The organism is Pseudoalteromonas sp. OF7H-1 (assembly GCF_022347825.1).
GTDB lineage: Bacteria > Pseudomonadota > Gammaproteobacteria > Enterobacterales > Alteromonadaceae > Pseudoalteromonas > Pseudoalteromonas maricaloris.
In genome coordinates, this window is sequence record NZ_JAKRFX010000001.1 from 40,710 (window position 1) to 63,113 (window position 22,404).

Annotated in this window: 17 protein-coding genes, 5 tRNA genes and 1 pseudogene; 13 read left to right on the forward strand and 10 right to left on the reverse strand. The window is 43.1% G+C overall.

From position 1 onward, the window contains the following. Window positions 1–686 precede the first annotated feature (686 nt). Window positions 687–1,400 (forward strand): DUF4145 domain-containing protein, encoded by a 714-nt coding sequence (locus MHN30_RS00170; protein ID WP_239356796.1) that lies wholly within the window; start codon window positions 687–689, stop codon window positions 1,398–1,400. Between the two features lie 499 nt (window positions 1,401–1,899). Here the strand turns inward: MHN30_RS00170 and MHN30_RS00175 are convergent. Beyond that, a pseudogene (locus tag MHN30_RS00175) lies at window positions 1,900–2,052 on the reverse strand (IS110 family transposase); the annotation flags it as partial. A 7-nt stretch (window positions 2,053–2,059) separates the two neighbouring features. On the opposite strand from MHN30_RS00175, the gene MHN30_RS00180 reads away from it, so the two are divergent. Next, window positions 2,060–2,425 (forward strand): hypothetical protein, encoded by a 366-nt coding sequence (locus tag MHN30_RS00180; protein WP_239356797.1) that lies wholly within the window; start codon window positions 2,060–2,062, stop codon window positions 2,423–2,425. A gap of 217 nt (window positions 2,426–2,642) precedes the next feature. Here the strand turns inward: MHN30_RS00180 and yghU are convergent, their stop codons facing one another. The 3 genes from yghU to MHN30_RS00195 form a co-directional block, all read right to left on the reverse strand. Continuing rightward, the gene (gene yghU, locus MHN30_RS00185) at window positions 2,643–3,515 is read right to left on the reverse strand and encodes a glutathione-dependent disulfide-bond oxidoreductase (RefSeq protein ID WP_239356817.1); all 873 of its coding nucleotides are present in this window, start codon (window positions 3,513–3,515) and stop codon (window positions 2,643–2,645) included. A 209-nt stretch (window positions 3,516–3,724) separates the two neighbouring features. Further along, the gene (locus tag MHN30_RS00190; protein ID WP_239356820.1) at window positions 3,725–5,563 is read right to left on the reverse strand and encodes a S8 family serine peptidase; all 1,839 of its coding nucleotides are present in this window, start codon (window positions 5,561–5,563) and stop codon (window positions 3,725–3,727) included. Window positions 5,564–5,804: 241 nt separating this feature from the next. Next, the gene (locus MHN30_RS00195; RefSeq protein ID WP_069023078.1) at window positions 5,805–6,983 is read right to left on the reverse strand and encodes a multidrug effflux MFS transporter; all 1,179 of its coding nucleotides are present in this window, start codon (window positions 6,981–6,983) and stop codon (window positions 5,805–5,807) included. 163 nt (window positions 6,984–7,146) lie between these two features. Here MHN30_RS00195 and MHN30_RS00200 point away from each other — a divergent pair, with 163 nt between their 5' ends. Next, a complete protein-coding gene (locus tag MHN30_RS00200; RefSeq protein ID WP_222241350.1) occupies window positions 7,147–7,617 on the forward strand; it encodes a hotdog fold domain-containing protein in 471 nt (156 codons plus the stop codon). Here the strand turns inward: MHN30_RS00200 and MHN30_RS00205 are convergent. The 6 genes from MHN30_RS00205 to MHN30_RS00230 all read right to left on the reverse strand — a co-directional run bounded on the left by MHN30_RS00205 (window position 7,614) and on the right by MHN30_RS00230 (window position 17,079). Continuing rightward, a complete protein-coding gene (locus tag MHN30_RS00205) occupies window positions 7,614–8,009 on the reverse strand; it encodes a polymer-forming cytoskeletal protein (protein WP_130125830.1) in 396 nt (131 codons plus the stop codon). The two genes, MHN30_RS00200 and MHN30_RS00205, sit on opposite strands and share 4 nt — an antisense overlap. Before the next feature lie 37 nt (window positions 8,010–8,046). Beyond that, window positions 8,047–9,129, reverse strand: coding sequence for a M23 family metallopeptidase (locus MHN30_RS00210; protein WP_239356823.1), 1,083 nt, complete (start codon window positions 9,127–9,129; stop codon window positions 8,047–8,049). 142 nt (window positions 9,130–9,271) lie between these two features. Next, window positions 9,272–10,585 (reverse strand): fumarylacetoacetase, encoded by a 1,314-nt coding sequence (gene fahA, locus MHN30_RS00215; RefSeq protein ID WP_239356826.1) that lies wholly within the window; start codon window positions 10,583–10,585, stop codon window positions 9,272–9,274. A gap of 132 nt (window positions 10,586–10,717) precedes the next feature. Next, window positions 10,718–11,764, reverse strand: a complete 1,047-nt coding sequence (gene hppD / locus MHN30_RS00220) for a 4-hydroxyphenylpyruvate dioxygenase (protein WP_211858435.1) — start codon at window positions 11,762–11,764, stop codon at window positions 10,718–10,720. 419 nt (window positions 11,765–12,183) lie between these two features. Beyond that, entirely contained in the window at window positions 12,184–13,620 is a 1,437-nt protein-coding gene (locus MHN30_RS00225; protein WP_017216449.1) for a peptide MFS transporter, read from the reverse strand. 576 nt (window positions 13,621–14,196) lie between these two features. Then, complete coding sequence (locus tag MHN30_RS00230) at window positions 14,197–17,079, reverse strand: ATP-binding protein (RefSeq protein ID WP_239356838.1); 2,883 nt, start codon at window positions 17,077–17,079, stop codon at window positions 14,197–14,199. A gap of 266 nt (window positions 17,080–17,345) precedes the next feature. Here MHN30_RS00230 and MHN30_RS00235 point away from each other — a divergent pair, with 266 nt between their 5' ends. The 10 genes from MHN30_RS00235 to MHN30_RS00280 all read left to right on the forward strand — a co-directional run bounded on the left by MHN30_RS00235 (window position 17,346) and on the right by MHN30_RS00280 (window position 22,360). Beyond that, entirely contained in the window at window positions 17,346–17,882 is a 537-nt protein-coding gene (locus MHN30_RS00235; RefSeq protein ID WP_239356840.1) for a beta-lactamase family protein, read from the forward strand. Window positions 17,883–17,972: 90 nt separating this feature from the next. Beyond that, window positions 17,973–18,869 (forward strand): serine hydrolase domain-containing protein, encoded by an 897-nt coding sequence (locus MHN30_RS00240; protein ID WP_239356842.1) that lies wholly within the window; start codon window positions 17,973–17,975, stop codon window positions 18,867–18,869. Between the two features lie 306 nt (window positions 18,870–19,175). Further along, window positions 19,176–19,251 (forward strand) — tRNA-Phe (locus tag MHN30_RS00245). A 63-nt stretch (window positions 19,252–19,314) separates the two neighbouring features. Further along, window positions 19,315–19,390, forward strand: a tRNA-Thr gene (locus MHN30_RS00250). A 73-nt stretch (window positions 19,391–19,463) separates the two neighbouring features. Beyond that, window positions 19,464–19,539, forward strand: a tRNA-Phe gene (locus MHN30_RS00255). Window positions 19,540–19,551: 12 nt separating this feature from the next. Then, window positions 19,552–19,627, forward strand: a tRNA-Thr gene (locus tag MHN30_RS00260). Window positions 19,628–19,689: 62 nt separating this feature from the next. Next, window positions 19,690–19,765, forward strand: a tRNA-Phe gene (locus MHN30_RS00265). Between the two features lie 281 nt (window positions 19,766–20,046). Continuing rightward, entirely contained in the window at window positions 20,047–20,844 is a 798-nt protein-coding gene (locus tag MHN30_RS00270; protein WP_239356844.1) for a hypothetical protein, read from the forward strand. 369 nt (window positions 20,845–21,213) lie between these two features. After that, the gene (locus MHN30_RS00275) at window positions 21,214–21,453 is read left to right on the forward strand and encodes a hypothetical protein (protein WP_206472169.1); all 240 of its coding nucleotides are present in this window, start codon (window positions 21,214–21,216) and stop codon (window positions 21,451–21,453) included. A gap of 157 nt (window positions 21,454–21,610) precedes the next feature. Then, on the forward strand, window positions 21,611–22,360 hold the full coding sequence (locus MHN30_RS00280; protein WP_239356854.1) for a hypothetical protein: 750 nt from the start codon (window positions 21,611–21,613) through the stop codon (window positions 22,358–22,360). The last annotated feature ends 44 nt before the right edge of the window (window positions 22,361–22,404 follow it).

Genomic DNA, 22,404 nt, shown 5'->3' on the forward strand with positions numbered 1-22,404 from the left:
ACTTTCGGGTGTGATGAGGGAGACACAAGGCGCTGATAAATTCTTGTGGTGCTTGTAAGCGACTTAGCTGCTTCAGGAGATAAAACCAGAACTAACAAACAGCGCGATTTCCCCTCCATCGCACCCGAAAAGCATAAGTTGATATGCAATGTGCCGACAGGATGTCGGCCAAGTCTTGTCAGGCACAAGGACGTGCCTTACAAGACGGTTGCACTATATCGGCTTAGGGTTTGAGGATTAAGTGTGATGCTGGGGCGACGTTTTCTTGGTTCGTTCTTTTTCGTCGTTTAAAAAGAATGAACGAGGAGCGCATGGATGCGCTTTGATATTAACCAAGGAGGGGATGCTTGATTAGGACTGATGCGTAAAATCAAGTAGTTAACCTGCTTAATTGCTCAGGTTAGCGGCCTCTGTACGCTAAAAAAATATAATTGCTTATTAAGCCAAATTTAGGTGTAATGAATACATAATAAGCGCTGAGCAATGCAGGGAAAGTTTACATAACACTAGCTAAACTGATTACACTAGCTAGATGAGCTAGAGCCTCTAAAAAGCCTAAGTAAGCTATAGCATAAACAACACGAACCCTGTCATAACTAGCGGGTAGCGGCTCAGTCCTACAAGCGATTATGCAACGCAAACTGCGTGTCGCATAAATACTAAAATGTTAGCTCCAAAGGAAAATCATGGCACATTTAAATGAACAAGAAGGATCTATCGTCAGCCATTGCCCAGGTTGTCGTGGAGGTAGAAGCACTTTCGAATGGAAAGTAGATGGCCGAGCAATTGGGGCTCACGAGAGAAGTGAAGAAGACCGATATTGGCGGGACTGTATCATCTCTTATAGATTGTTTAAATGCGCAGGCTGCGGAATGGGAGCGTTTGGCATTGTAAAATTTGGCGGGGGAGGAAACTATCCTGGATCTTATAATCGCCTATTAAAATTCTTCCCGGAAAGTAAGCAGAGGTTATCCATACCTCACTCAGTTCCGCAAGGTATCGTCAATGAATTTCGCGAAGCTGAAACTTGCTTAGAAAACCAGTGCATCAGGGCTGCAGCGGGGCTAATTCGATCGGTACTTGATAAAACACTACGTGCAAACGGGTATAAAACCAAACAAGAATCCAATTTGTACAAACAAATTGAAGCTGCCGCTGAAGATGGTGTAATAACCCAAGCGAGGAAGCGTAGGGCTCATGATGAAATTAGAGTTCTAGGTAATGACGTTTTGCACGACGATTGGCATGAAATACCAGAGGATGATGTCGAGGCGGCGAGGCACTATTGTCAGAGAATACTTGAAGATTTTTATGATGATAGAGAATCTGTTCTAACCCTCTTGAGAGAAGCCGGAAGGAGTCCTGAAGAAGATCGTGAGTTAGAGGGTGCAGAGGGGTAGAGCTAACACATATGAGCCTTCTACGGTCAAGTAAGCATAAAGATTCTTTTTAGTTGCTTTTAAGCGGCTAATTTGTATTGGCAACGCTTAAACCTGTTCAACTTCGTTATGTCAGTTAGCCATTAAAATCGTTTACGGCAGACACATATTGAGGGCCTCTTATTGCGAACTCATCGCTGCCTAAATCAGTCGATACAACTTATAGTTTAGGGCCACTAGACATTCATCGGTTAACCTTAATCTTGCGCTACTCAAGAGGATGGCTCATTCGTCCAGTTAGTTAAAGGCTCAGCTAAGGTGTAAACGATTCAATTCATTGCTTAAATAAATGCGCACCAATGGGGTGCCTAATCAAGGCCAAGTAGCTTATTACTTCGACAACACTTAACCTGTAAAATTCAGCTATTACTGACAAAACACAAATAATGCATGGTTGTTCGTGCTTATCTAGTTAGGTGTAGAGCTCACCCCATTGTGCGACTTAGCTTTTTAAAAAGCGTTAATCGTCGAATACTATTTTGTTCTTAAGCATAAAATAAACACAACGACCGAGCTTATGGGCGAGCACTGAAAGTGCTTTGGCTTTGCTCATGCGTTTTTGTAATTTGTTTAAGTAGCACCGAGCTTTGTCATTTTCACGTAAATAAAGTAGGTAATCAATGAAACGCATGCTGATAATCTATCTACTTGCCTCATGGGGCTGTACAGGGTTAGCTTGGATCAACGGCGCTATTCTTTTATGGGATGGTTTTGATAATGCAGAGTATCGGGTTATTACTTTCGCGGTCGCACTGCTTTTTGGCTTGATCGGTGGCACTGTTTTTGGGGTGGAAAGAAGCCTGCGTAGAATCTACCGATGTTCCTACAATACTTCAGAGGAGCAGGCGAGGTCAAAATCTTCCTGTGCTTGGACATTACTCTATGTATGTCTTATTTTCGGAACGCTTCTTATAGGTGTGATAATGGGAAGCGGTTTAGTCGCGATCGTCGGAAGATTACAAAGTGGATTTCATATCTTTGGGTAAACACTAATGCAGATGTGTTCGACGCTCTAATAAGAAAGTGCTGACTAAAGTGCTACAAACCCGTTGAAGAATACCACCAAAGCGTTTTACGCTTCTAGCAAGGTACTAACACCATTCTTTTCTGACATACAGACAATCGGGTTTGATTAAATCTGATTAATCAAACCCGATAGATAGAGCTAACCCTTGTTAAACCAAGAATTAAACCAAGGTAAGATTATAGCGCTAATTTGTCTTGGGTGCTGGTATCAAAGTCGCTGGCATCGTGCCGTTCATGAAGCTGCTCATGAGGTTCTCCCCATGTTTTATTTACCATTTTTCCGCGTTTGACCGCTTCTCTTGAAGCGATGAGTCCAGCCCAGCGGATCACGTGTTCATAGCCATTGACGTCTAAAAACTCTGCCGCATCATATAGGTGTCCTTGGGCTAGCACGCCATACCACGGCCAGATTGCCATATCTGCGATAGTGTATTCATCACCACAAATATATTCTCTTGTGGCTAGGTGTTGATTTAGTAAGTCCAGTTGGCGCTTCACTTCCATCGTGTAGCGGTTGATTGGATATTCGTAGTGCTCTGGTGCGTAGGCATAGAAGTGACCAAATCCACCACCAAGTAGTGGTGCAGCCCCCATTTGCCAAAATAACCAGTTGAGGCACTCGGTGCGTTTTGTGGGATCTTGAGGAATGAACTTTTGGAACTTTTCAGCTAAATAAAGCAAAATTGAGCCAGATTCAAAGATTTTGGTAGGTTCCTTGGTGCTGGTATCTAATAACGCGGGGATCTTAGAATTTGGATTAAGTGCAACAAACCCTGAGCTAAATTGCTCACCTTCCATGATATTAATTAAAAAGGCATCATATTCTGCTTCTTTTACCCCGGCTGCTAAAAGCTCTTCTAGCAAGATAGTCACTTTCACGCCGTTTGGGGTCGCGAGAGAGTAGAGTTGTAACGGGTGTTTGCCTTGCGGTAGGGACTTTTCGAATCTTGCGCCTGCAGTAGGGCGGTTGATATTTGCAAACTTACTACCATCGCCACTTTGCCATGGCCACTGCCAAACTTTAGGTGGGGTATAACCCGATGTACTCATTTCATGAACTCCTTCTGTGACTGTCCAAATCCATTATAGAGTGTAGAAGTGAAATGGAAATGAACAAATCTTTGTGGATACAGGCTTACTCGTTGTGTCCAGATCTTAAGAGAGGGATATGAATAAGCTATCAACAAAAGATGGGGGGAGTAGTAGAATAAAAAAATGCCGATCAAAAGACCGGCATTCTTGAATTGGTTGGTTGGGAGTTAAAACACAACAGTTTGTGTTGCTGAACAGGCCGCAGTGCTACCTTGTTCGCACACTTGGTAGCCGTATGTACCGCCGCCTTTAACACTGATGCTGTCTGTATGACTATTATCATTGCTAGTTGTGACAATTTTACTACCGTTACGATAAATATCGACTTGTGACGTGCTTGCACCGTTCCAGCTTAAGTCAACATAACTGTTACCTTTTTGCTTATAACCCGAAGCTGAAAGCTCAACGCTTGTCGTGTTATCACCGTCACCTGAACCTGTACCACCGCCAGCACAACCGTTAGCGGTTAAGTAAGCGCTCGCATCTGCTGCTTTAACGATACCGTAACCAAAGTACACGTCTTTACCTGCAGCGCCAGCATCTGCTGCGGTTGCTTTTAATGCACTACGGATTTCTTCACCAGTACACTCTGGGTGGTTAGACCATACCAGTGCTGCAAGACCTGCAACAGCAGGAGTTGCCATTGACGTGCCGCTCATTAAGCCATAATCACTCGTACCAATGCTGATGTTCGCGTTTGTAGCTGCCATCAACGCAGTGCGATCTTCAAATGCAGCGCCAACCGCTGGGATTGATGTGCTGTTAGTATCACCTAAAGTGCCGTATAGCATGCCAGCTTCATTATTTACGATAATCGCACCGATACCACCAGATGCTTCACAGTTTGCTACTTTATCGTGGAATGAAATATTACCACGGTCAATTAAGCACACCTTACCGTTTGCAGCGCCATCAGTTGCTTCAGCGGTGCCCATAAAGTAAAGCGAGCCTGAAGCGTTACCACTGTTTTCCATTGCTGAACTTGCAAACGCCGCACCGTCAGCTGTCATGCTTGAAGAAGTCGCCATGTCTGCTGGGTAAGTTGAAAGTGTATCAACACCGCCTGCAGTTACCTCTACACAAATATGCTCGTCGTTAGTCGCGCGTTTTCCACGGCCAGAAGTACAGCTTGGATACTGAGAAAAGTCTGCAATTTGATTATCTGCATCGTTTGCACCGATCATCATTACTGAAGGATAGCCTGCAGGATATGAACGAACATTGTTGCCATCGTTACCAGCTGCCGCAACCACTAAGCCACCAGCATTACGGAAGTTTTCAAATGCGTTTGATTCTGTATTGTTTGAGCCACCGCCGCCCAAACTCATATTGATGATGTTTGCACCTGCTTGTGAGCATAGGTTTGCTGCGTGAGCAAGATCAGAAGAGTAGCCCCAACCTTCTGCGTTAAATACTTTAATAATGTGCATTGGCACGCCAGGTGCCATGCCGATAACACCAATATTATTGTCAGCAGCACCGATAGTACCGGCTACGTGTGTGCCGTGTGGACCACCATTTTCATACCAATTACCTGTGCCGCTGTCATTATCACCGGTGATATTACCCCAAATGAAATCAGGGTTTGATTGGTCAAGACCTGAGTCAATCACACATACTTTCATGCCGGCATTGGCATTGAAAGTAAGTTGATCAGCTTGTGATTGGTACACCGCATAAGGCGTAACCTGTTGCTGCATTGGGTTACCTGCGTCGTCGTTATAAATCCCCAGAGGGTAACGCTTTTGGTCTGCTTCAACGAGTTTGATGTGTGGGTTGTTTAATAAGCCCTTTACTTGACTAAGATCTTTGCCAGTAAAAGTTGCAGCGAAGAAGCCATCGCCATCAACGTGCAGCTCAGCGCCAAGCTTTTTAGCAAGTGCTTTTACGACGCCTTTTTTCGAATTATCGACCTGAATGATGTATCGATCGTCAGATGCCTGTGCTTGTGACATAGCGCAAGCGCCTGCGATAAGTAGTGCCCCAGTTAACTTGTTTAATTTCATTGTTATTTTCTCAGTTACATTGCGTGAATATTGTTGTTAATAAAAACTAACAACTTCTTAACGGTGGTTAGCATATAACCAATAACAAGAACTCGTAAAGAGTAAATTATGCAGATTTGTGGAATTAATAAGAATATTTAATTACTTTAATATAATGTATGGTTATGATAGGACGTCTAACCATACATCGTAGTTATTAATAAAGGAACTGTACTGATAATTGCTATTATATCAATTCTAATTAAGCTGCACTGTGAAGCTGATGACGGTGCTTCGTAGCCAGTAATAGCAAGAAAGGTAACGCCAGTAGTAAGTGCAACGCGAGTTGAATAGGGGCATCCAATGCTAGTGGTTGCGTCATGGTTGCAAGCACCCCTGCGCCACTCATCTGTAGTACCCCAATCAACGCTGAAGCCGTCCCAGCTTGTTTCGCAAACCCAGATAATGCTTTACCTGCCGCTGCTCCAATTGTAAATGCAAAGCCGACTGACGCCATATACATAGGCAGTACAAAATGCGCTATTTCAGTTTGTGGCAAAGCCAGTAACAACAGGCCGCTAAAGCTAAAAACGGCAAGGCCAAAGGTGAGTGACTTCTGGCTATTGCGCTTGATGAAGTGGGGAGCAATAAAACTTGCGACAATACTCAGCGCCGCATTGCCAGTAAACCAAAACGTGAAGTCGGAAACACTGCCGCCCATTTTTGCCATGATCCACCCCGGAGCCGAAATCACAAATACCAGCATTGCAGCCATACCAAGCATCGCTAAGGCGGCATTGTAAATGAAAGTCGTGCTACTGAGCATCGGCTTAAAACGTCTCAAATCAAGGATATGACCGCTGTAATGTGTATCTTCGGGGCGAGTCTCTTTATAGATAAGAGAAACCAAGATGAGGCCAAGAGCGGCAAAGCCAAACAAAAAGCTAAAATTACTTTGCCAGCCAAATTCGACGGTGAGCCATGCACCTAAAATAGGGGCTAATGCTGGGATAAAACATACAATACCATTGAGGTAAGTGATCATTTGGCCACTGCCTTTGTGTCCAAAGCTATCACGAACAATAGCAAAAGCGCTGACGAATGTGGCGCAAGCGCCCAGGCCTTGTAACACTCGAGCTACCATCATAAGTGGCCAAGTGGAGACTGTGCTTGCCATCACGGCGCCAAGCGCAAACAACACGATTCCAACCAGTGCAACTGGCTTACGGCCATATTTATCCGCAAGCGGACCTGCTATCAATTGTCCAAGACCCACAGCTAACATATAAATACTCACAGTTTGCTGAATTTGGCTTTCTGATACTTGAAGGCTGGACTGCATGTCCACAAACGCAGGTAGATAGAGATCGATACCTAAAGGGCAAAAGATAACAAGTAAAGCGAGAATAAAAATCAGTGCTTTTGAATTTGATTGGGTCATGGCGTCTCCTTTTGGCCGTTATTGTATTGTGGAGAATGAGAAAAGACAGGACAAAGCGCCGATTTAGCAAATTTTTAAGATATTTTATTCGCTGATAATTGTAGACGGTTGATTAACTGGTCAGATGTGTTAATTTTAAGCAAAATCATTTTAGAAAAATCTTATGTCTGCACCACTTTTAAAAATTTATAAAAGGATGAGTTGGTTGCCATTTGGTAAATGGATGTTCAGTAAGGCGGTATGTCGTAAGGCACCTTACTTTGGCACCATTAAGCCTAAAATCACACAATTGAAGCCCGGCGTTTGTAGGGCCACAATTCGTAACCGTAAAGCCATTCATAACCACATAGGTACGGTTCACGCTATTGCTCAGTGTAATCTTGCGGAGTTGTGTGCTGGAGTCATGACAGACGCGACCATCGACCATAAAACCCATCGCTGGATCCCAAAGGGGATGTCAGTGCAATACCTAGCTAAAGCCGAGACAGATCTACATGCCGTGGCGCAAATAGAATATCCGCGAACATGGCAAGATAAAGAAGAGCTCGTTGTTCCGGTGGAAGTTTTTAATACTGTGGGAGAGAAAGTGTTTCACGCCGACATTAACATGTATATCAGCGCAAAAAGATCTTAATTGTTTATGATTTGATCGTCAGCAGAGTCAATTGCCGTGACGTTATTGGCTCGCTCGTTACGGTGCGTCAGTTTACCATCGACATGCGCACCAGCTTCAATCGTTAAGGTCTCGTGTTCGATATTGCCAAATACTTGAGCGCTAGGAAGCAGCGTAACTTGTTTGGCCTGAATATCACCTTCGACCTTACCTAATATCGTCAGTTCATTGGCTTGGATATTACCTTGTACTAAACCTTTATTGCCGATGATTAGTTTTTCGATGTCGAGGTTACCATGGACGGTACCATCTAATTGCAGTTCACCTTCACAGACAATATCGCCCGTGACTTTAGTGCTTTGAGCAATAATGGCTGGGACGTCGTTTCGTTGGTTTTTAAAAGAGTTAAACACGAATGCCTCACTATCGCAGCGTAATTGCAATTAGATGTTACTTATTGAATGCGCGGGCGATTTTAATTGGGTTTAGGTGTTTTTTACCTTGAATCACTTCATAGTGCAAGTGCGTCGCTGTACTTCTTCCTGTGCTGCCCATTAGTGCAATTACGTCACCTTTATTGATTTGCTGGCCTTTTTTTACCTTAATGGTGTGAAGGTGCCCGTAGCGTGTGGTGATATCGTTGGCGTGCTCAATTTCAATAAAATTGCCATAGCCGCCATTTTTCCCCGCTCGTTTAACTGTGCCAGAAGCTGGAGCTACGATCTGTGTCTTGTGCCAACCTGCGAGATCGATACCTTTATGATAGGCACGGCGGCCAGTGATCGGGTCTTTACGAAAACCAAAAGCACTGGAGACATAATATTTCTCCTGAGCGACAGGCAGTGTATCTGGCAGTTGGCCAATCATCGTCGCTAACTGCGCATAAACAGCGTATTGATCAATGGCATTAATAAAGCTGGCTTCTACCAATTCTAAGTCGGCTTGGAAGTAGGGACCACCTTGTGCTTCTGAGAAGTCAGATGATAGTTGTAATCCTGCACTGTCGATGGATTCTTGCATCGCTGCAATTTCAGCGCTGAACGATTGCCCAAGTTGTTCGCTGAGCTGTCGTTGCTGGATAAGTAGGTGACTGGCTTGGGGAGCAAATTCGGTTGTGGTACTTGGTTGTGAGCTGTTAAGGTCTGTCGGTGTTTCTTCTAGCTCGCCTTCCACTACGTTGTCGTCAGTTGTTTGAGTCGAATCAACCAATGATTCAAGCACACTGTGCTGCTGTGACAGTTGGTCAAGCATGCCTTTTTGCTGTGCTAATTGTGCTTGAAGCTGTGATTTTTCTTTTTGCCACTTGGCTTGCAGCTGCGCTAAGTTTTGTTGCTCTTTAGTGAGCTGGTCACCGTTTTCTTGTAATTTGAGTGAGGCATTGGCTATCCAAATAGCGACAGCAAGCAAAATCAAAATCGAGCAAGCTTGAACCCAAGATGGCAGTTTCAGCATCTTGACAGTTGCGTCTTGACGAACAATTAATTGAGTCGGCTTAAACAGCTTTAGATATAGGCGCTTGAGTACTTGCAACATTCAACCTCGGATTTAAATCAGCGCTACACTCTAACAATTTTTAGTCAAATTTCCAGTTTTTAGAACTAAAAAAAGGCATGAAATCATCATGCCTTTGATTTAAAAGTAAATAAAATTGCGATTAACGCACGAATAATTGCGATTATTTTGCTGGAAGTATAGTGCCTTCAACACAGCCAAAACCAATACGGTTGTAGCCTTGGGCTTCACACCAACCGCGCATAATTACTTTATCGCCATCTTCTAGGAACTTACGCTCTTCTCCGTTTGCAAGCGTGATAGTTTCTTTACCGCCGCGTGATAGTTCGAGTAATGAACCCGCTTCTACATGCTCAGGGCCTGATTGCGTGCCTGAACCTAGCATATCACCCGGTAAGAAGTTACAGCCATTCACAGTGTGGTGTGTAACCATTTGCGCAACCGTCCAATAGCTGTGCTTGAAGCTGGATTCAGACAGTTTGCTTGGTTTAGCGCCTTCGCTACGCATTTTTTCAGTCTCTAGTAAGACATCCATGCGAATATCAATAGCACCAGACTCGCGGTTTTGCGTTGATTCTAAGTATTCTAGCGGTTGTGGATCGTTTTCATCACGGTGCCATTGAGTACGGTATGGTGCAAGTGCTTCGGTGGTTACAACCCAAGGAGAAACTGTTGAAGCAAAGTTTTTCGCAAGGAATGGACCTAATGGTTGATATTCCCAAGCTTGCAAGTCACGTGCAGACCAGTCATTGAATAAACAAAAACCAAAAACGTGATCTTCAGCGTCTTTAATTGCGATAGAGTCGCCAAGTTCATTACCTTTACCTAGGTAAATACCTAGCTCTAATTCGTAGTCTAGACGCTTACAAGGACCGAATGACGGCGTATCTGCATCTGGTGCTTTGGTCTGGCCTTTAGGGCGAGGGAACGTTTGACCTGAAACACCAATAGACGATGCACGGCCATGATAACCGATTGGTACCCACTTGTAGTTTGGTAGCAGTGGGTTATCAGGACGGAACAGGCTACCTACCGCTGTTGCATGGTAGATTGAGGTATAAAAGTCGGTGTAATCGCCAATGTGACAAGGCAAAGCATATTCCACGTCATCTTGTGCAACCAATGCGCTTTCAAGGCTTGATTGCAGCTCAGAACCTTCACGTAATGCGCGAGACAGGGCAAGTCGAAGTGCTGACCAGTACTGCTGGCCCATACCCATAAATTCATTTAATGCTGGGGCATTTGCAGCTTCGGCGGCCTCAGCTGCGTCGCCTGTAAATAGGTTAGCGTCAACAACAGCGCCAAGGTCTAGTACTTGATCGCCAATCGCAACACCGCCGCGAAACTCTTCATTACTGTTCTTACGACGAAATACTGCAAAAGGTAAGTTTTGAATAGGGAAATCAGTTCCAGTCGCATTCGCACTAGCTACCCAACTTGTTAATTGGATGTCGTGTGTTTCATTAATTTGAGACATTGCCTTTCCTTTAATTTTGGCTTTCAACTTGAGTTATGGTCAAAAGTGAAAAACTCAAGTCGTAATAGCAATTTGATAAACCACAAAAAGCAGCTATCGCTAGCTGCTTTTTTATTAATTTGATATGTGTGTTTAGATTACACCACGGCGCTCTTGGTCGCGTTCAATCGACTCGAATAACGCTTGGAAGTTACCTTCACCAAAGCCGCCATCGTCAACACGTTGGATCATTTCGATGAAGATTGGGCCAAACAGGTTTTTAGTGAAGATCTGTAGTAGGTAGCAGTCTTCGCTTTGGCTATCTACTAGGATTTGGTGCTGTCTGATCTTTTCTTTATCTTCTTTAACCCAAGGCACACGGTCAAAGATAGTGTCGTAGTAGTGATCTACGATATCTAAGGTGGCAATGGTGCTCTTGTCTAGTTTATCTAGTGAACTAACCAAGTCGTCAGTCAAAAATGCTAAATGCTGTACACCTGGACCATTGTACTCATCTAAGTACTCATCGATCTGGTTGTTGTTGTCGTCTTTGCCTTCGTTGATTGGAATAGAGAAGGTGCCACATGGTGACTTAAGTGCATAAGAAAGCAGCGCCGTTTTTTGACCTTTGATGTCAAAGTAACGAACTTCAGTAAAGCCAAATACGTCTTTATAGAAGTTAGCCCAAGTTTCCATCGTCCCTTTGTAAACATTGTTCGTTAGGTGGTCGATGCGCTTAAAGCCTTTGTCTTCAACAATTTTTTGCTCTTCTAGGTCAACGAAGTCTTGCTCGAAGATTGACCCTTTATCGCCAAAGTTTTCGATGAAATAGATAAGGCTATCGCCGATACCGTAAATCGCTGGGTATGGTAAGTCTTTGTGTGTTGAGTCAGTCGCAGGTTTTGCACCACGCTCAACCGCAGTATCAAACGCCTTTTGCGCATTTTCTACACGCCAGCCCATAGAGCAAATTGCCGGGCCGTGGCTTTTAGCAAACTGTGCTGAGAAGCCTTCACGCTCGTTATTCAACAGGAAGTGAATATCGTGCTGGTTGTAGTAAACGATATCTTTGTCTTTAAATTTCTTTAGTTTTGAGAATCCAAAGTCAGTGAATACCTTATCCATGTAATCAGCGTCTGGTGTTGCATATTCTGTAAACTCGATGCCGACTAGGCCTAGTGGATTATTTACTTCACTCATTGTTTTACTCCCGTATTAAGCACTGGGTGACTTGTTAGTATTTATGACTGGATGATTAATCAAATTACTGCAAAGGGGAAGTTAGAGGCAGTAAATAGCAGTAGGAGACTTTGTAAATTTAGTTGCACAATTGCCATGTAAAAGACACAAAATTGACACAGGCGTGACGATAATTATTTTTGCTTAAATTTTGACTAAAAACAGCAAGGTGCTTTGCGGGGTATTTTGTAACTTTATTTTTATATTGCTATGATTTTATTTGGTTTTTATGTTTTTAGTTGATGGACTATATGAGAGAGGGGATTTTTATCACACGACTACATTGAGAGGGAAAATGGCGCTAAGTGTATTTAAATCTTTACGTATGGCTATTGTGGGAGAGGTAAACCACGCTAAATTAGCGTGGTTTACAGCAAATATTATTGCTTCTCAGCGGATACTTCTAGCTCTTCCGCAAGGTAATGTTCTTGCGTATGAGGTTCGTGCTTGCCCTCAGCGCCGTGCATCCAATCTACAAGCTTGTTGCTTAATAGATACATTAACACAGCAGATAGCAAGGCAACGCCGCCTAAACCAATGAAGATGCTCATCGCGTTTTCCATTGCTTCTTGGCCTTCACCGATGAAAGAGCCAACAAGGCCAGCAAGCTTGTTTGCAACAGCTGTACATAGGAACCAAATACCCATTAGCAGTGATGCTAAGCGCAGCGGCGCCAGTTTACTTACCATAGAAAGACCGATCGGTGATAAACATAGCTCACCAAGGGTGTGGAACATGTAGAACAATACTAACCAAATCATGCTGATCTGAAGTGTGCCACCGGCTTCACCACCTTCTGTTGCAAGCGCAAGCATCATGGTTAAGAAACCAAGTGCTAAGAACACTAGACCAATTGCAAACTTCACGGGAGAGTTCGGTTCTTTGTTATCTAGCTTTAACCAGATCATCGCTACTAATGGCGCAAATACAATGATGAAGATAGAGTTAAGCGACTGGAACCAAGAAGCCGGGATCTCAAAGCCCATAAACATACGGTTGGTATAGTCGTTTGCGAATAGGTTCATCAAACCACCAGCCTGTTCGAAACCCATCCAGAAGATAATTGAGAAAACACTCATGGTGAAAATAACACGGATACGATCTTTTTCTTTCTTCGTAAGCGGTTCTTTAGTCTGTGAGTCAGACATCTGTTGAGAAAGTTTAGCAGAAGGTACTTTACCGATATCGCCAAGGTATTTCTGGCTTAAGATAAGCTGCATAACCACAGAAATGATCATACCAATACCTGCTGCGATAAAGCCTGCCTGCCAGTTCACGACCGCTGCTACATAACCCGCAACAAGTGGACCTAATGCACCACCTAAGTTGATACCCATATAGAAGATAGTGAATGCACCGTCACGGCGCTTGTCACCTTCTTGGTATAAATCGCCAACCATCGTTGAGATATTTGGCTTGAATAAACCATTACCTAAACAAAGCAATGCCAAGCCAAGGTAGAAGACGTTTACTTCTTGTCCTGCCACAACGCTGTGAGGAATACCCATAATAAAATGGCCAGCAGCCATTAAAATACCGCCAATAATGATGGCTTTGCGCTGACCTAATACGTTATCTGCAAGCCAACCACCAAATAGTGGGGTGAGATAAACGGCCATCGTAAATGTGCCGTAAAGACTTAGTGCGTCGGCATTACTCCAACCGAAGCCACCATTTTGAACTTGTGCTACAAGATAAAGAACTAAGATGGCACGCATACCGTAGTAGCCAAAGCGCTCCCACATTTCGGTACCAAATAATAAGAAGAGGCCTTTAGGGTGACCCAGAAATTCTCCGGCCTTCGGAACTGAATTCATATGTACTTCCTAATCTAATCAATGTGTTGTATCTGGTCATTTTTATAAAGGATGCGTTATTGCATCTAATGTTTTTCAATCAACACTGAATAATGAGCCATGTACTTAGCGTGCAACGTTTGAAGCGACGTGCGGTAAATAGAACACTTTTCAATGCAGATTGGCATTGCTCATCGAGTCACCGAGTAAAAATCTTAATCAGATATTTGCTTGTATGAACTCAGGCATGCCTGTACTTTTTTTGAACGGGTGACCAGTACCTATTTCAACTAGCGTTTGTTGTATGTAACGACTAACTAATTTAAAAAAGTGCGTCAGTATACTCAGTGAGAATTAATAGGGGAAGTGTTTGGAGTCAGAAAGCGCATAAAATGCGGTCAGTGATTCAGGGAAGGATCATGCTTTTAGATGGCGGTTATATCTAAACGAATGGCGTGAGCATTAATATCGCTGATATTTACCACTCATTGCAGGTGTAGGAGCAGGTTGACCCTGCGATCCATTTATCTTTACCTTGCTGAAAAAACGCCTGCCCTAGTGGTGACAGGATTTGTGGGGGCTGCGACCCCCACATCATTAGGCTTCTTGACTCAAATATTGTTGGATAAACTCGGTTGCGGCTAAAAAGTCCTGCTCCAATTTATCACGCATCTGGATCAGCTGATCGGTGGTAAGCGTGCCTTCCTTACATAAAGTCTCAAACTCTATGGCTGTTTCAGCTACTTTTTCGGCACCGATAGTTTTAGAAATGGACTTAAGTTGATGACAAGCTTCAATGATTTCTTCTTGGTTCATCGTGATCACCGCACCATTTACATCACGTGTTAACTGGCTACTTTGCTCTAAGTACATTCGAAAAAAGCGATTTCGTTTCGCTTCATCATGATTTACATACTTGTTGAGCATGTCCATATTGATAGCTGGCGCGGGCTCGCTTGCTGCTGTCGCAATAACTTCAGGCTCTGCAACCATAACTTCATCAACTTCAGGCTCCAGCTCTGTTTCTTGCTCTGATCCCGGCTGTACTTGGCTAGCGGCTGCTGGTACAGCAGCTGATGGCTCAGCACTTGGTTTCGGTTGCTGTGCTTTTGGTAAGCTTTCTATACACTTATTAAGTGTTGCCTCTAATACATTTAACTCTACTGGTTTGGTGATATAGTCATTCATGCCACCAGCCTCACAACGTTCTCTTTCACCTTTGAGCGCATTGGCTGTCACGGCAATGATGTATGGTTGTTCAATGGTATCTGTTGCGGTTTCTACATAGTCTCTAATATGTTTGACCATGTCGTAGCCCGACATCTTCGGCATATGTAAATCGGTCAGTACGATTGGAAAGTGCTCTTTTTTCCAAAGCTCTAGGCCTTCCTCACCATTTTCCGCAACCTCGACACCATAGCCTAACAGGTGTAATTGGTCGGTCAGCACTTGCTGATTTAATACGTTATCTTCAACTAACAACACCAGTTTGTTGGTTGCTCTTGCTTCATCAACGCTTAAAAAGTCGTTGATAGTGCGTGATGGTTTAATTTCCTTTGGTTTATGCAAACCGGCAGCAACCAAGATAGCCGTCATAAAGCTAGACTTACATAACGGTGATGCATTGAGATAGAAAATATTTTTGTGATTAAGGGCAGCTTCGTCCATTTTACTTAGAACAACAACTTGCTGTTCGTTTTTCTCAAGCGAGTAAACGACGGTTCTTAGCTCTTCATTGACCTTGTCCATGCCGTCTAAACCATCTAGCACCCAAATAAGTTTATCTTCGTGCTGGTGTTCGGTTATTTCGCTTTCATCGATAGCAATCACACTCGCGCCCATGAATGAAAGGTAGCGGTTTAAAATAGTGCGTCTTTCATTATTTGGGGTGAGTAGGGCAACAGTACGGCCGTTTAACAATTGCTTATTCGCGTAATTAACTTTGCCATCCACACTAAATGGCAATTCCACGACAAACTCGCTTCCCATGCCAATATCCGAGTTAACATGGATACTACCCAGCATGAGTTCGATTAAACTTTTACAAATAGAAAGGCCAAGTCCTGTACCGCCAAATTCGCGGGTGATAGAGCCCTCAGCTTGAATAAACGGATTAAAAATTTCTCTCAACTGAGCTTTTGTCATGCCTTTACCATTGTCAGTGACGGTAAAGCGTAAGGTGTAATGCTCCGAGGTGTTTTGTGCAACTTCAACGGAGATTTTTACATAACCTTGGGTTGAGTCATCTGTAGTCGTGAATTTAATAGCATTACTGCACAGGTTATAAAGTACTTGCCTAACGCGCACGGTGTCACCAACTAAATTCGTTGGAATGTCAGGAGCAATAAACAGTTGTAAGTCTAACTTACGTTTTTTTGCTACTGATGAAAGCACACGTGCGACTTCCTCTGTGGTTTCAGCCACCGAGAAAGCACTGTTGTCTATGCGTAATTTACCGGCCTCAATTTTAGAAAAGTCGAGAATATCATCGAGAATACCAAGTAAAGAGAAAGCCGAGTCGCGAATAATCGTGGTGAGGCGATGTTGAGCACCATCAAGATCGGTTTGACGCAGTAAATCAATAGTACCAATGACGCCGTTCATTGGCGTGCGGATCTCATGGCTCATGGTGGCTAAGAAAGTGGTTTTAGCATCACTAGCACGCTCCGCATTTAAAATCGCTTTTTCTAGCGCCAGCGTGCGGGCTTGAACTTCAGTTTCGAGACTTTCTTGAAGCTGCTTTAACTCATTTTGCGTTGCTTGATCGGACTCTATGGATGATTGAACTTGCTTTAACAGTGCATTTATCGCTTCAGCAACCTCAGCCAGACCGCCACTATAATAAGTACCCACCGTCGACTTGTAGTTTTTATCCGTCGTTAGATGATTGATTTCTGAGATAAGCTCTTCAGTATCGTTACTTGATGCGCCAGAAAGCCGACGAGCCGCAATCACAACAATCATCAAGGCGCTAATAATAGCGGCAGCGAGCAGTATATAGGCAATGAATGGATCGCCTGATGATGTAGTTGCAACGGGTGGTGTATAAGTCAAAATGAGTTCACCAACGTTTTGCTCATCTAGTCGCAGTGGCATGTGGTAAACCTGCATTGTGTCTCTGTTATAAGACTCTTCGCGATTCAGTGCAATGATTTGCTCACCTGCACTTTGTTGAAATACCAAGTTTGGTTGCCCCATCCCCGTATTGACGTACAAATAGCCGCCCAAATGTTCGTTAGATGCTAATAATGCGGATACAATCTGTTTGGCACTGTCAAAACCGTGTTGTGTGACCACCTTAGCAAGGGGAGTTGCAACTGTTGTTGCTTGTTGTTGTAGATTTACGGTTGGTGCGGCAGGGACGTCAGCTTGCTTTGGCAGTAGGTAAGCACCTGCGGCGCTACATAGTCCAACAGTCAGTATTGCGATAAATAAAAAAAGTATCCGTCCATTTGCATTGGTATTCGCGCTATTTGGCATGCTTAATCCCGAAAGAATTATTTATACTTATTAGTTGTAGCAATCCTACCACCTTCGGCAAGTTTTTACCTCTCGTTTTTCAATCAATAGTGGCAATACACTGAGATCACCTGATTGTTTTAAATCTTAAAATAATCAGGTTGTTATCTCGATAATTGTAACTACGCCTGCGATGTGTAAAGCATTAAACTTTAATAAAAATTAAATTTTACGTAACGTTTTTATAAAGTAGTATTCGTTCAACCTAATACTTATAAGGATATCTCATGTTTCTACGTCAAAGTCGGCTGGCGTTTGGTTGGCTTATTACACTGCTGGGCTGCGCCTTACTAACTGGCTGTAATAACAGTGACAATTCTATTGTTATTGAAAAGAGTGCTCGCGAAGACATAGCCGTCACTCCGCCGCGCTATGGCAAGGTGGGAGACGGGCTACTCAACGAACAACTGGAAGCAATCCGAGCTGAGTTTGCTATGCCCGCACTTGGCGGGTTTATCGTTTATGGGGATGAGTTGATTGAGCTTGATGTAGCTGGTGTGCGAGTGAGTACAGGGCAAGCTCTGGTCACCAAACTTGATAAGTGGTCGATTGGTTCGTTCAGTAAATCCATGACAGCAACCGTCGCTGCTCGCTTGGTTGAGCAGGGGTTAATTCAATTTGACAGTCGGGTGAGTGATGTTTTTCCTGAGTTAATCGGAAAAATTAACCCTGAATTTGAGTCTGTTACACTAGGGCCTGTTGATCTTTCAAGTTTGTTTTTGCAGCAGTTTGATTGGTATTTATACAAGGCAGAGCCGGCGTAGCATAGTTATTCTATGTGAGTCAGGCGATAAAGACTTTATGCTCCTGCAAAGTCACCTTACCCCACATCCTTGTGGGGCAACACAGAAGAAATGCCAATCAAGCGCTGCCCTTTGGGTTCACCTGAGTGCGCTTTGTTCATTGTTGCTCAACTTTTGCCTAGATTACTAGGCGGCAAGTCGAGCGTCGCGACCAAAACACACTCAGAAGAACAAAAATCAAACAGCAAAGGTCAACAGGCCCTAACTGCACTGCTTTCGATGACTTCGGGCTTAAAGCGTGATCTTGACTCCATGTATTCTGGTAAGTGGCATTTAGATCAACGTGGCATGGTCGAGCAAAGATATGCCTGGACTCAAGAGGTGTTAACGACGCAACCAGAAGTGACTCACGGAACCTATCTATATAGCAATGCAGGTTATGTTGTTGCAGGCCATATGTTGGAGCGTGTGACGGGGCAATCATGGGAAGCGTTAGTGAAGCAAGAGGTATTCATCCCTCTTGGAATGGAAAATATTGGATTTGGGCCTGCTAGTTATGGAGACCCAGAAGGACAGCCGAGTGGTCATCAGATGCGAGAAGGGCAGTGGCATCCAATAACACCGGCCGACAGGGTCGATCTACCAAACGTTGTTGGACCTGCTGGGTTAGTCAGTACGACCTTGACCGATCTGTCATACTATTTACGTGCTTATCTCGCGGGTGCCAGAGGTGGTGATAATTTGATTGGTGCTAATTCATATACGCGACTGCTCACACCGGTTAGCCCAGAATATGGCTTAGGCTGGATCCTTACTCCAAACGACAATAGCTTTCATCACAATGGCTTTACTGGGACCTTCTATTTAGACAACTTAGTGTTGCCAGAAAAGAACATAGCGATATTAGCGGTAACAAATGGCGATACAAGTAATGCAAAACAAGCGGTAGAAAAAGCGATACAGGTCATGCAACAAAGATTTGAAGCTCAACATAAAGACAATCTCTAAACAGGGTTGATAAACCTTGTTGCCGAGCTTCGCTATAGGGATGAGATAGAATATGTATCTCCATTCTATTTTATTCCTTTAAGCACATATTTCTCTTAAGTGACGCCTTTTTCTTTGTTGTTGGCCTAGAGCGGTTTGCGTTATTCATAGATATAAGTCGATAAATACAGTAAAACATGGCTAGTCGGGTGTTTTTTCATCGAAAAAGCGGTATTTTAACCGCTTTGTCTGAAAACTGTGCAAACGATAAATGTATTTAAAAAAAGGGTTGACTTAGAACCGCAAAACCCGTTTAATACGCCGCACGCCCAGATAGCTCAGTCGGTAGAGCAGAGGATTGAAAATCCTCGTGTCGGTGGTTCGATTCCGCCTCTGGGCACCAGATTAAAATCATTGCATTAGCAATGTGGTGCATGCAGAAACTGCATGGTACACGAATTAGTGTGCCGACTTAGCTCAGTTGGTAGAGCAACTGACTTGTAATCAGTAGGTCATCCGTTCGACTCGGATAGTCGGCACCATTTAATTTAGGCGTCAGCCAATAATTTCTAGTTAGCTTAGTAAGAAGAGTTTCCTAGACATTAAAAAAGATTTGCCCAGATAGCTCAGTCGGTAGAGCAGAGGATTGAAAATCCTCGTGTCGGTGGTTCGATTCCGCCTCTGGGCACCAATAATTTAGTGTGCCGACTTAGCTCAGTTGGTAGAGCAACTGACTTGTAATCAGTAGGTCATCCGTTCGACTCGGATAGTCGGCACCACTTTATTTAGGCGTTAGCCTGTGTTTTCTAGATAGCTTAGTTATTTAGATACTAAAAAATTTGCCCAGATAGCTCAGTCGGTAGAGCAGAGGATTGAAAATCCTCGTGTCGGTGGTTCGATTCCGCCTCTGGGCACCATCCCCTCTCGCTTACAGCACATTTTTAAAATACCGTTTCCTACAAAAACACCCATTTCCTACAAAATCTATAGCTTCGTCGCGCATGACGGAGGCGATTTAGCGAACGCCAGAAAGCAAAAAACCGCGATATAGAAACTCAGATTAAGTTTGGCGACTTAAGCTTCCAACGCGGCTTTCATAAACATTCGAAAGTGTTTATATGGCTATCTTAGCCGTAGGGTAATCCTGTGTCTAGTAGGTAGTTAAAAATTTGCTGACGACGTTCCTGTCGAAAATGAGTTGAGTCACAACCAAAAAAATAAATTTGCACCAAATGCAAAGCAAAACTTGGGCAACCAAGGTAGAAAGAAGCAAGTCTTCTTCTCATTAGAAGTGCTGCATGAAACTAAATCTGATACCCAGACATTAATTTTGGGTCATATTGCGTATCATCATGCTAAACACGGAAAATTTAACTCCAGCGTTTCATCTATCGCGAAACACCTGTGCTATTCAATCAACGCTGTAAAAAATGCGCTGAGTCAGCTTCTAAGCGCTGAAAATGATGAAAAACAGCCATTGTTGTTCGAAGAGTGTACAAAAGACTACAGTCGTACATTGAGGCTTAATTTAAAACATCCGCTAGGCTACCGACTACTTCAAAGCTACACGCAAATCATTCATGGCCAACAAGCAGCGAATACACTTCCCCTCTATGGTCTTCAGTTACATTTATTCGACTCAAAAAGCCGATATGACTCTCGTCACCAACACAAAATGCTGATGCTACATGCGTTGATCAGCAGTAAAATCAAAGCTAGCAAACTATCTACACGCAATAAACGAGATACCTACCAACAAAGCATTTCCCAGCTTTCTAAAAAGTTGGGATGGGCATACATGACAGTAAAGTCTTTAATTGAAACGATGCGGCCACTTGGTTTGTTGTCTGTGATAAAAGAGCAAGTAAGTCGTGTAGCAAAGTTTATATTTGGTGAAGTGAAGGCTAGTAAAGCCAAAGTGCACCGAACGATAATTCCCAACAAAGAGTTCGAAACACCTCCAATTGAGCGATACCGCGATATTCCCATAGCTTAATACAGCTTTCGCAAAGCTAAATCAGAACTGCCTCGATGTAGGGCTTTGTAGTGCCTGAAATTCAAGAAATAGAGCACACAGCTTCTCCGTTGGCTTTTCAAGATGAATGAAAGTCAGAGTTTTCCTAGTTTAAGCAACTTAAAGGTCTAAATGTGCTCTTTGCAAAGCCTTGAGGGCACTGTGTAGGTAAATTAGTGGTAGGTGTTTTAGGCTCAGCCTAAATTAGGACACAAGGTGGTAAATTTAGTGATTTATCACTTTTAACTGGTGATACCTTTAAATATAGTGTTTAAATATAAATAGATAGATTTTTACCAAAACTTAGTTTGGCCAAAATCATTTTTAAGTTTTTTAAAGGTAGCCGTTGTAATGGAAAAGATTGAGCTTGGAGTTGAGCCAGTAACGTTTCAGCATGATCTGAATGGTGAAAATGTATTTTTCTGTGTTGGTCAAACTGACTTTGAGCGATTTGGTGTCGAGTGCGTTTCAAAACGAGCTGTGTTGAAAGGTGTGTCAGATGATGAAAGTGAAGCAATTCAAGACTATATGATGCAAGTTATTTTGAGCATGTCTGATGAAAAGCCTTTGAGTAGTAGTGGTACACACTAAAAAGTGAACAAGTCTAGGAGGGGGTGCGTTTCGCCGTGGTTGAGGCTTTAGATATTTCCCCTCTAGTTTCTTGCGTGGAGTACCTCCAGATTGACAATTTAGTTCAGACTATGAGAAAAGTTATGCTTAATCGACATTGTTTAAGGAAGGAGATGCTGTGAATTTATCTCAATTGATTGGACGCATGGTTAACTTTTTACAAAAGCATATTTGGCTATTGAGCATCTTTTTCTACTTACAAGGAACTGTTTATTATGTCGAGTATCTTAAGGTATTGAGAGTCGATCCCGATTACTACCCATTGACCTTCGAACAAGTCCTGTCATATTCAGTGACGATCTATATGCAAGAGCCTTTTTTAACCGGCCTTTTACTTCTTTTTTGTTTTGGTATATCAGCGTGCCTGTTGACTGATAGGGTTATGAACTGGGTGAGAAACAAGTTTAATAAAGTATTAAAAAAACAAAAGCGTAAAGAAAATATAGTAAGAGACATAGACTTGATTACGCCACTTGAAAATATTCAGCCGAACTCAGTGCAAAAGGGAGGATTACAGGTTGCAATTATTGTTTATTCGGTACTTGTGTTTCTAATTACAGCAATCTTACCTGCAGGAGTGGTGGGGCATATTGACGCTAAAGAGTTGCTAGAAGATGCAAAAAGCCAGATTGAATCAATGAGTAAAAACGAAGGTCTTAATGATGGGAAAATTCAGATAAAGTGCAAGTCATTTCATGATACCTTCTCAGGCCCATATTTTAGTTTAAAAAATTCAACTCAATATCACTCTTTGTTCAATGGAGTACATACCATAACTATTCCAAGCAGTTGTATCGAGTTCACAAGTGAAAGGCATGAGAGCGTAAAAGCTTTAAACAATGGAAGTTCTAAAGTTGCAGGTTCTTAGTTAAACGGCTGATATATGGTATTTATTCAGATTGTTAATATTTT

Bases quoted from the DNA above. Each gene is read 5' to 3' on its own strand.
- MHN30_RS00235 (WP_239356840.1), top strand. From the start codon at position 17,346: ATGTTTCTACGTCAAAGTCGGCTGGCGTTTGGTTGGCTTATTACACTG.
- MHN30_RS00170 (WP_239356796.1), top strand. From the start codon at position 687: ATGGCACATTTAAATGAACAAGAAGGATCTATCGTCAGCCATTGCCCA.
- MHN30_RS00230 (WP_239356838.1), bottom strand. From the start codon at position 17,079: ATGCCAAATAGCGCGAATACCAATGCAAATGGACGGATACTTTTTTTA.
- MHN30_RS00240 (WP_239356842.1), top strand. From the start codon at position 17,973: ATGCCAATCAAGCGCTGCCCTTTGGGTTCACCTGAGTGCGCTTTGTTC.
- fahA (WP_239356826.1), bottom strand. From the start codon at position 10,585: ATGTCTCAAATTAATGAAACACACGACATCCAATTAACAAGTTGGGTA.
- hppD (WP_211858435.1), bottom strand. From the start codon at position 11,764: ATGAGTGAAGTAAATAATCCACTAGGCCTAGTCGGCATCGAGTTTACA.
- MHN30_RS00200 (WP_222241350.1), top strand. From the start codon at position 7,147: ATGTCTGCACCACTTTTAAAAATTTATAAAAGGATGAGTTGGTTGCCA.
- MHN30_RS00180 (WP_239356797.1), top strand. From the start codon at position 2,060: ATGAAACGCATGCTGATAATCTATCTACTTGCCTCATGGGGCTGTACA.
- MHN30_RS00225 (WP_017216449.1), bottom strand. From the start codon at position 13,620: ATGAATTCAGTTCCGAAGGCCGGAGAATTTCTGGGTCACCCTAAAGGC.
- MHN30_RS00190 (WP_239356820.1), bottom strand. From the start codon at position 5,563: ATGAAATTAAACAAGTTAACTGGGGCACTACTTATCGCAGGCGCTTGC.
- yghU (WP_239356817.1), bottom strand. From the start codon at position 3,515: ATGAGTACATCGGGTTATACCCCACCTAAAGTTTGGCAGTGGCCATGG.
- MHN30_RS00210 (WP_239356823.1), bottom strand. From the start codon at position 9,129: ATGTTGCAAGTACTCAAGCGCCTATATCTAAAGCTGTTTAAGCCGACT.
- MHN30_RS00275 (WP_206472169.1), top strand. From the start codon at position 21,214: ATGGAAAAGATTGAGCTTGGAGTTGAGCCAGTAACGTTTCAGCATGAT.
- MHN30_RS00195 (WP_069023078.1), bottom strand. From the start codon at position 6,983: ATGACCCAATCAAATTCAAAAGCACTGATTTTTATTCTCGCTTTACTT.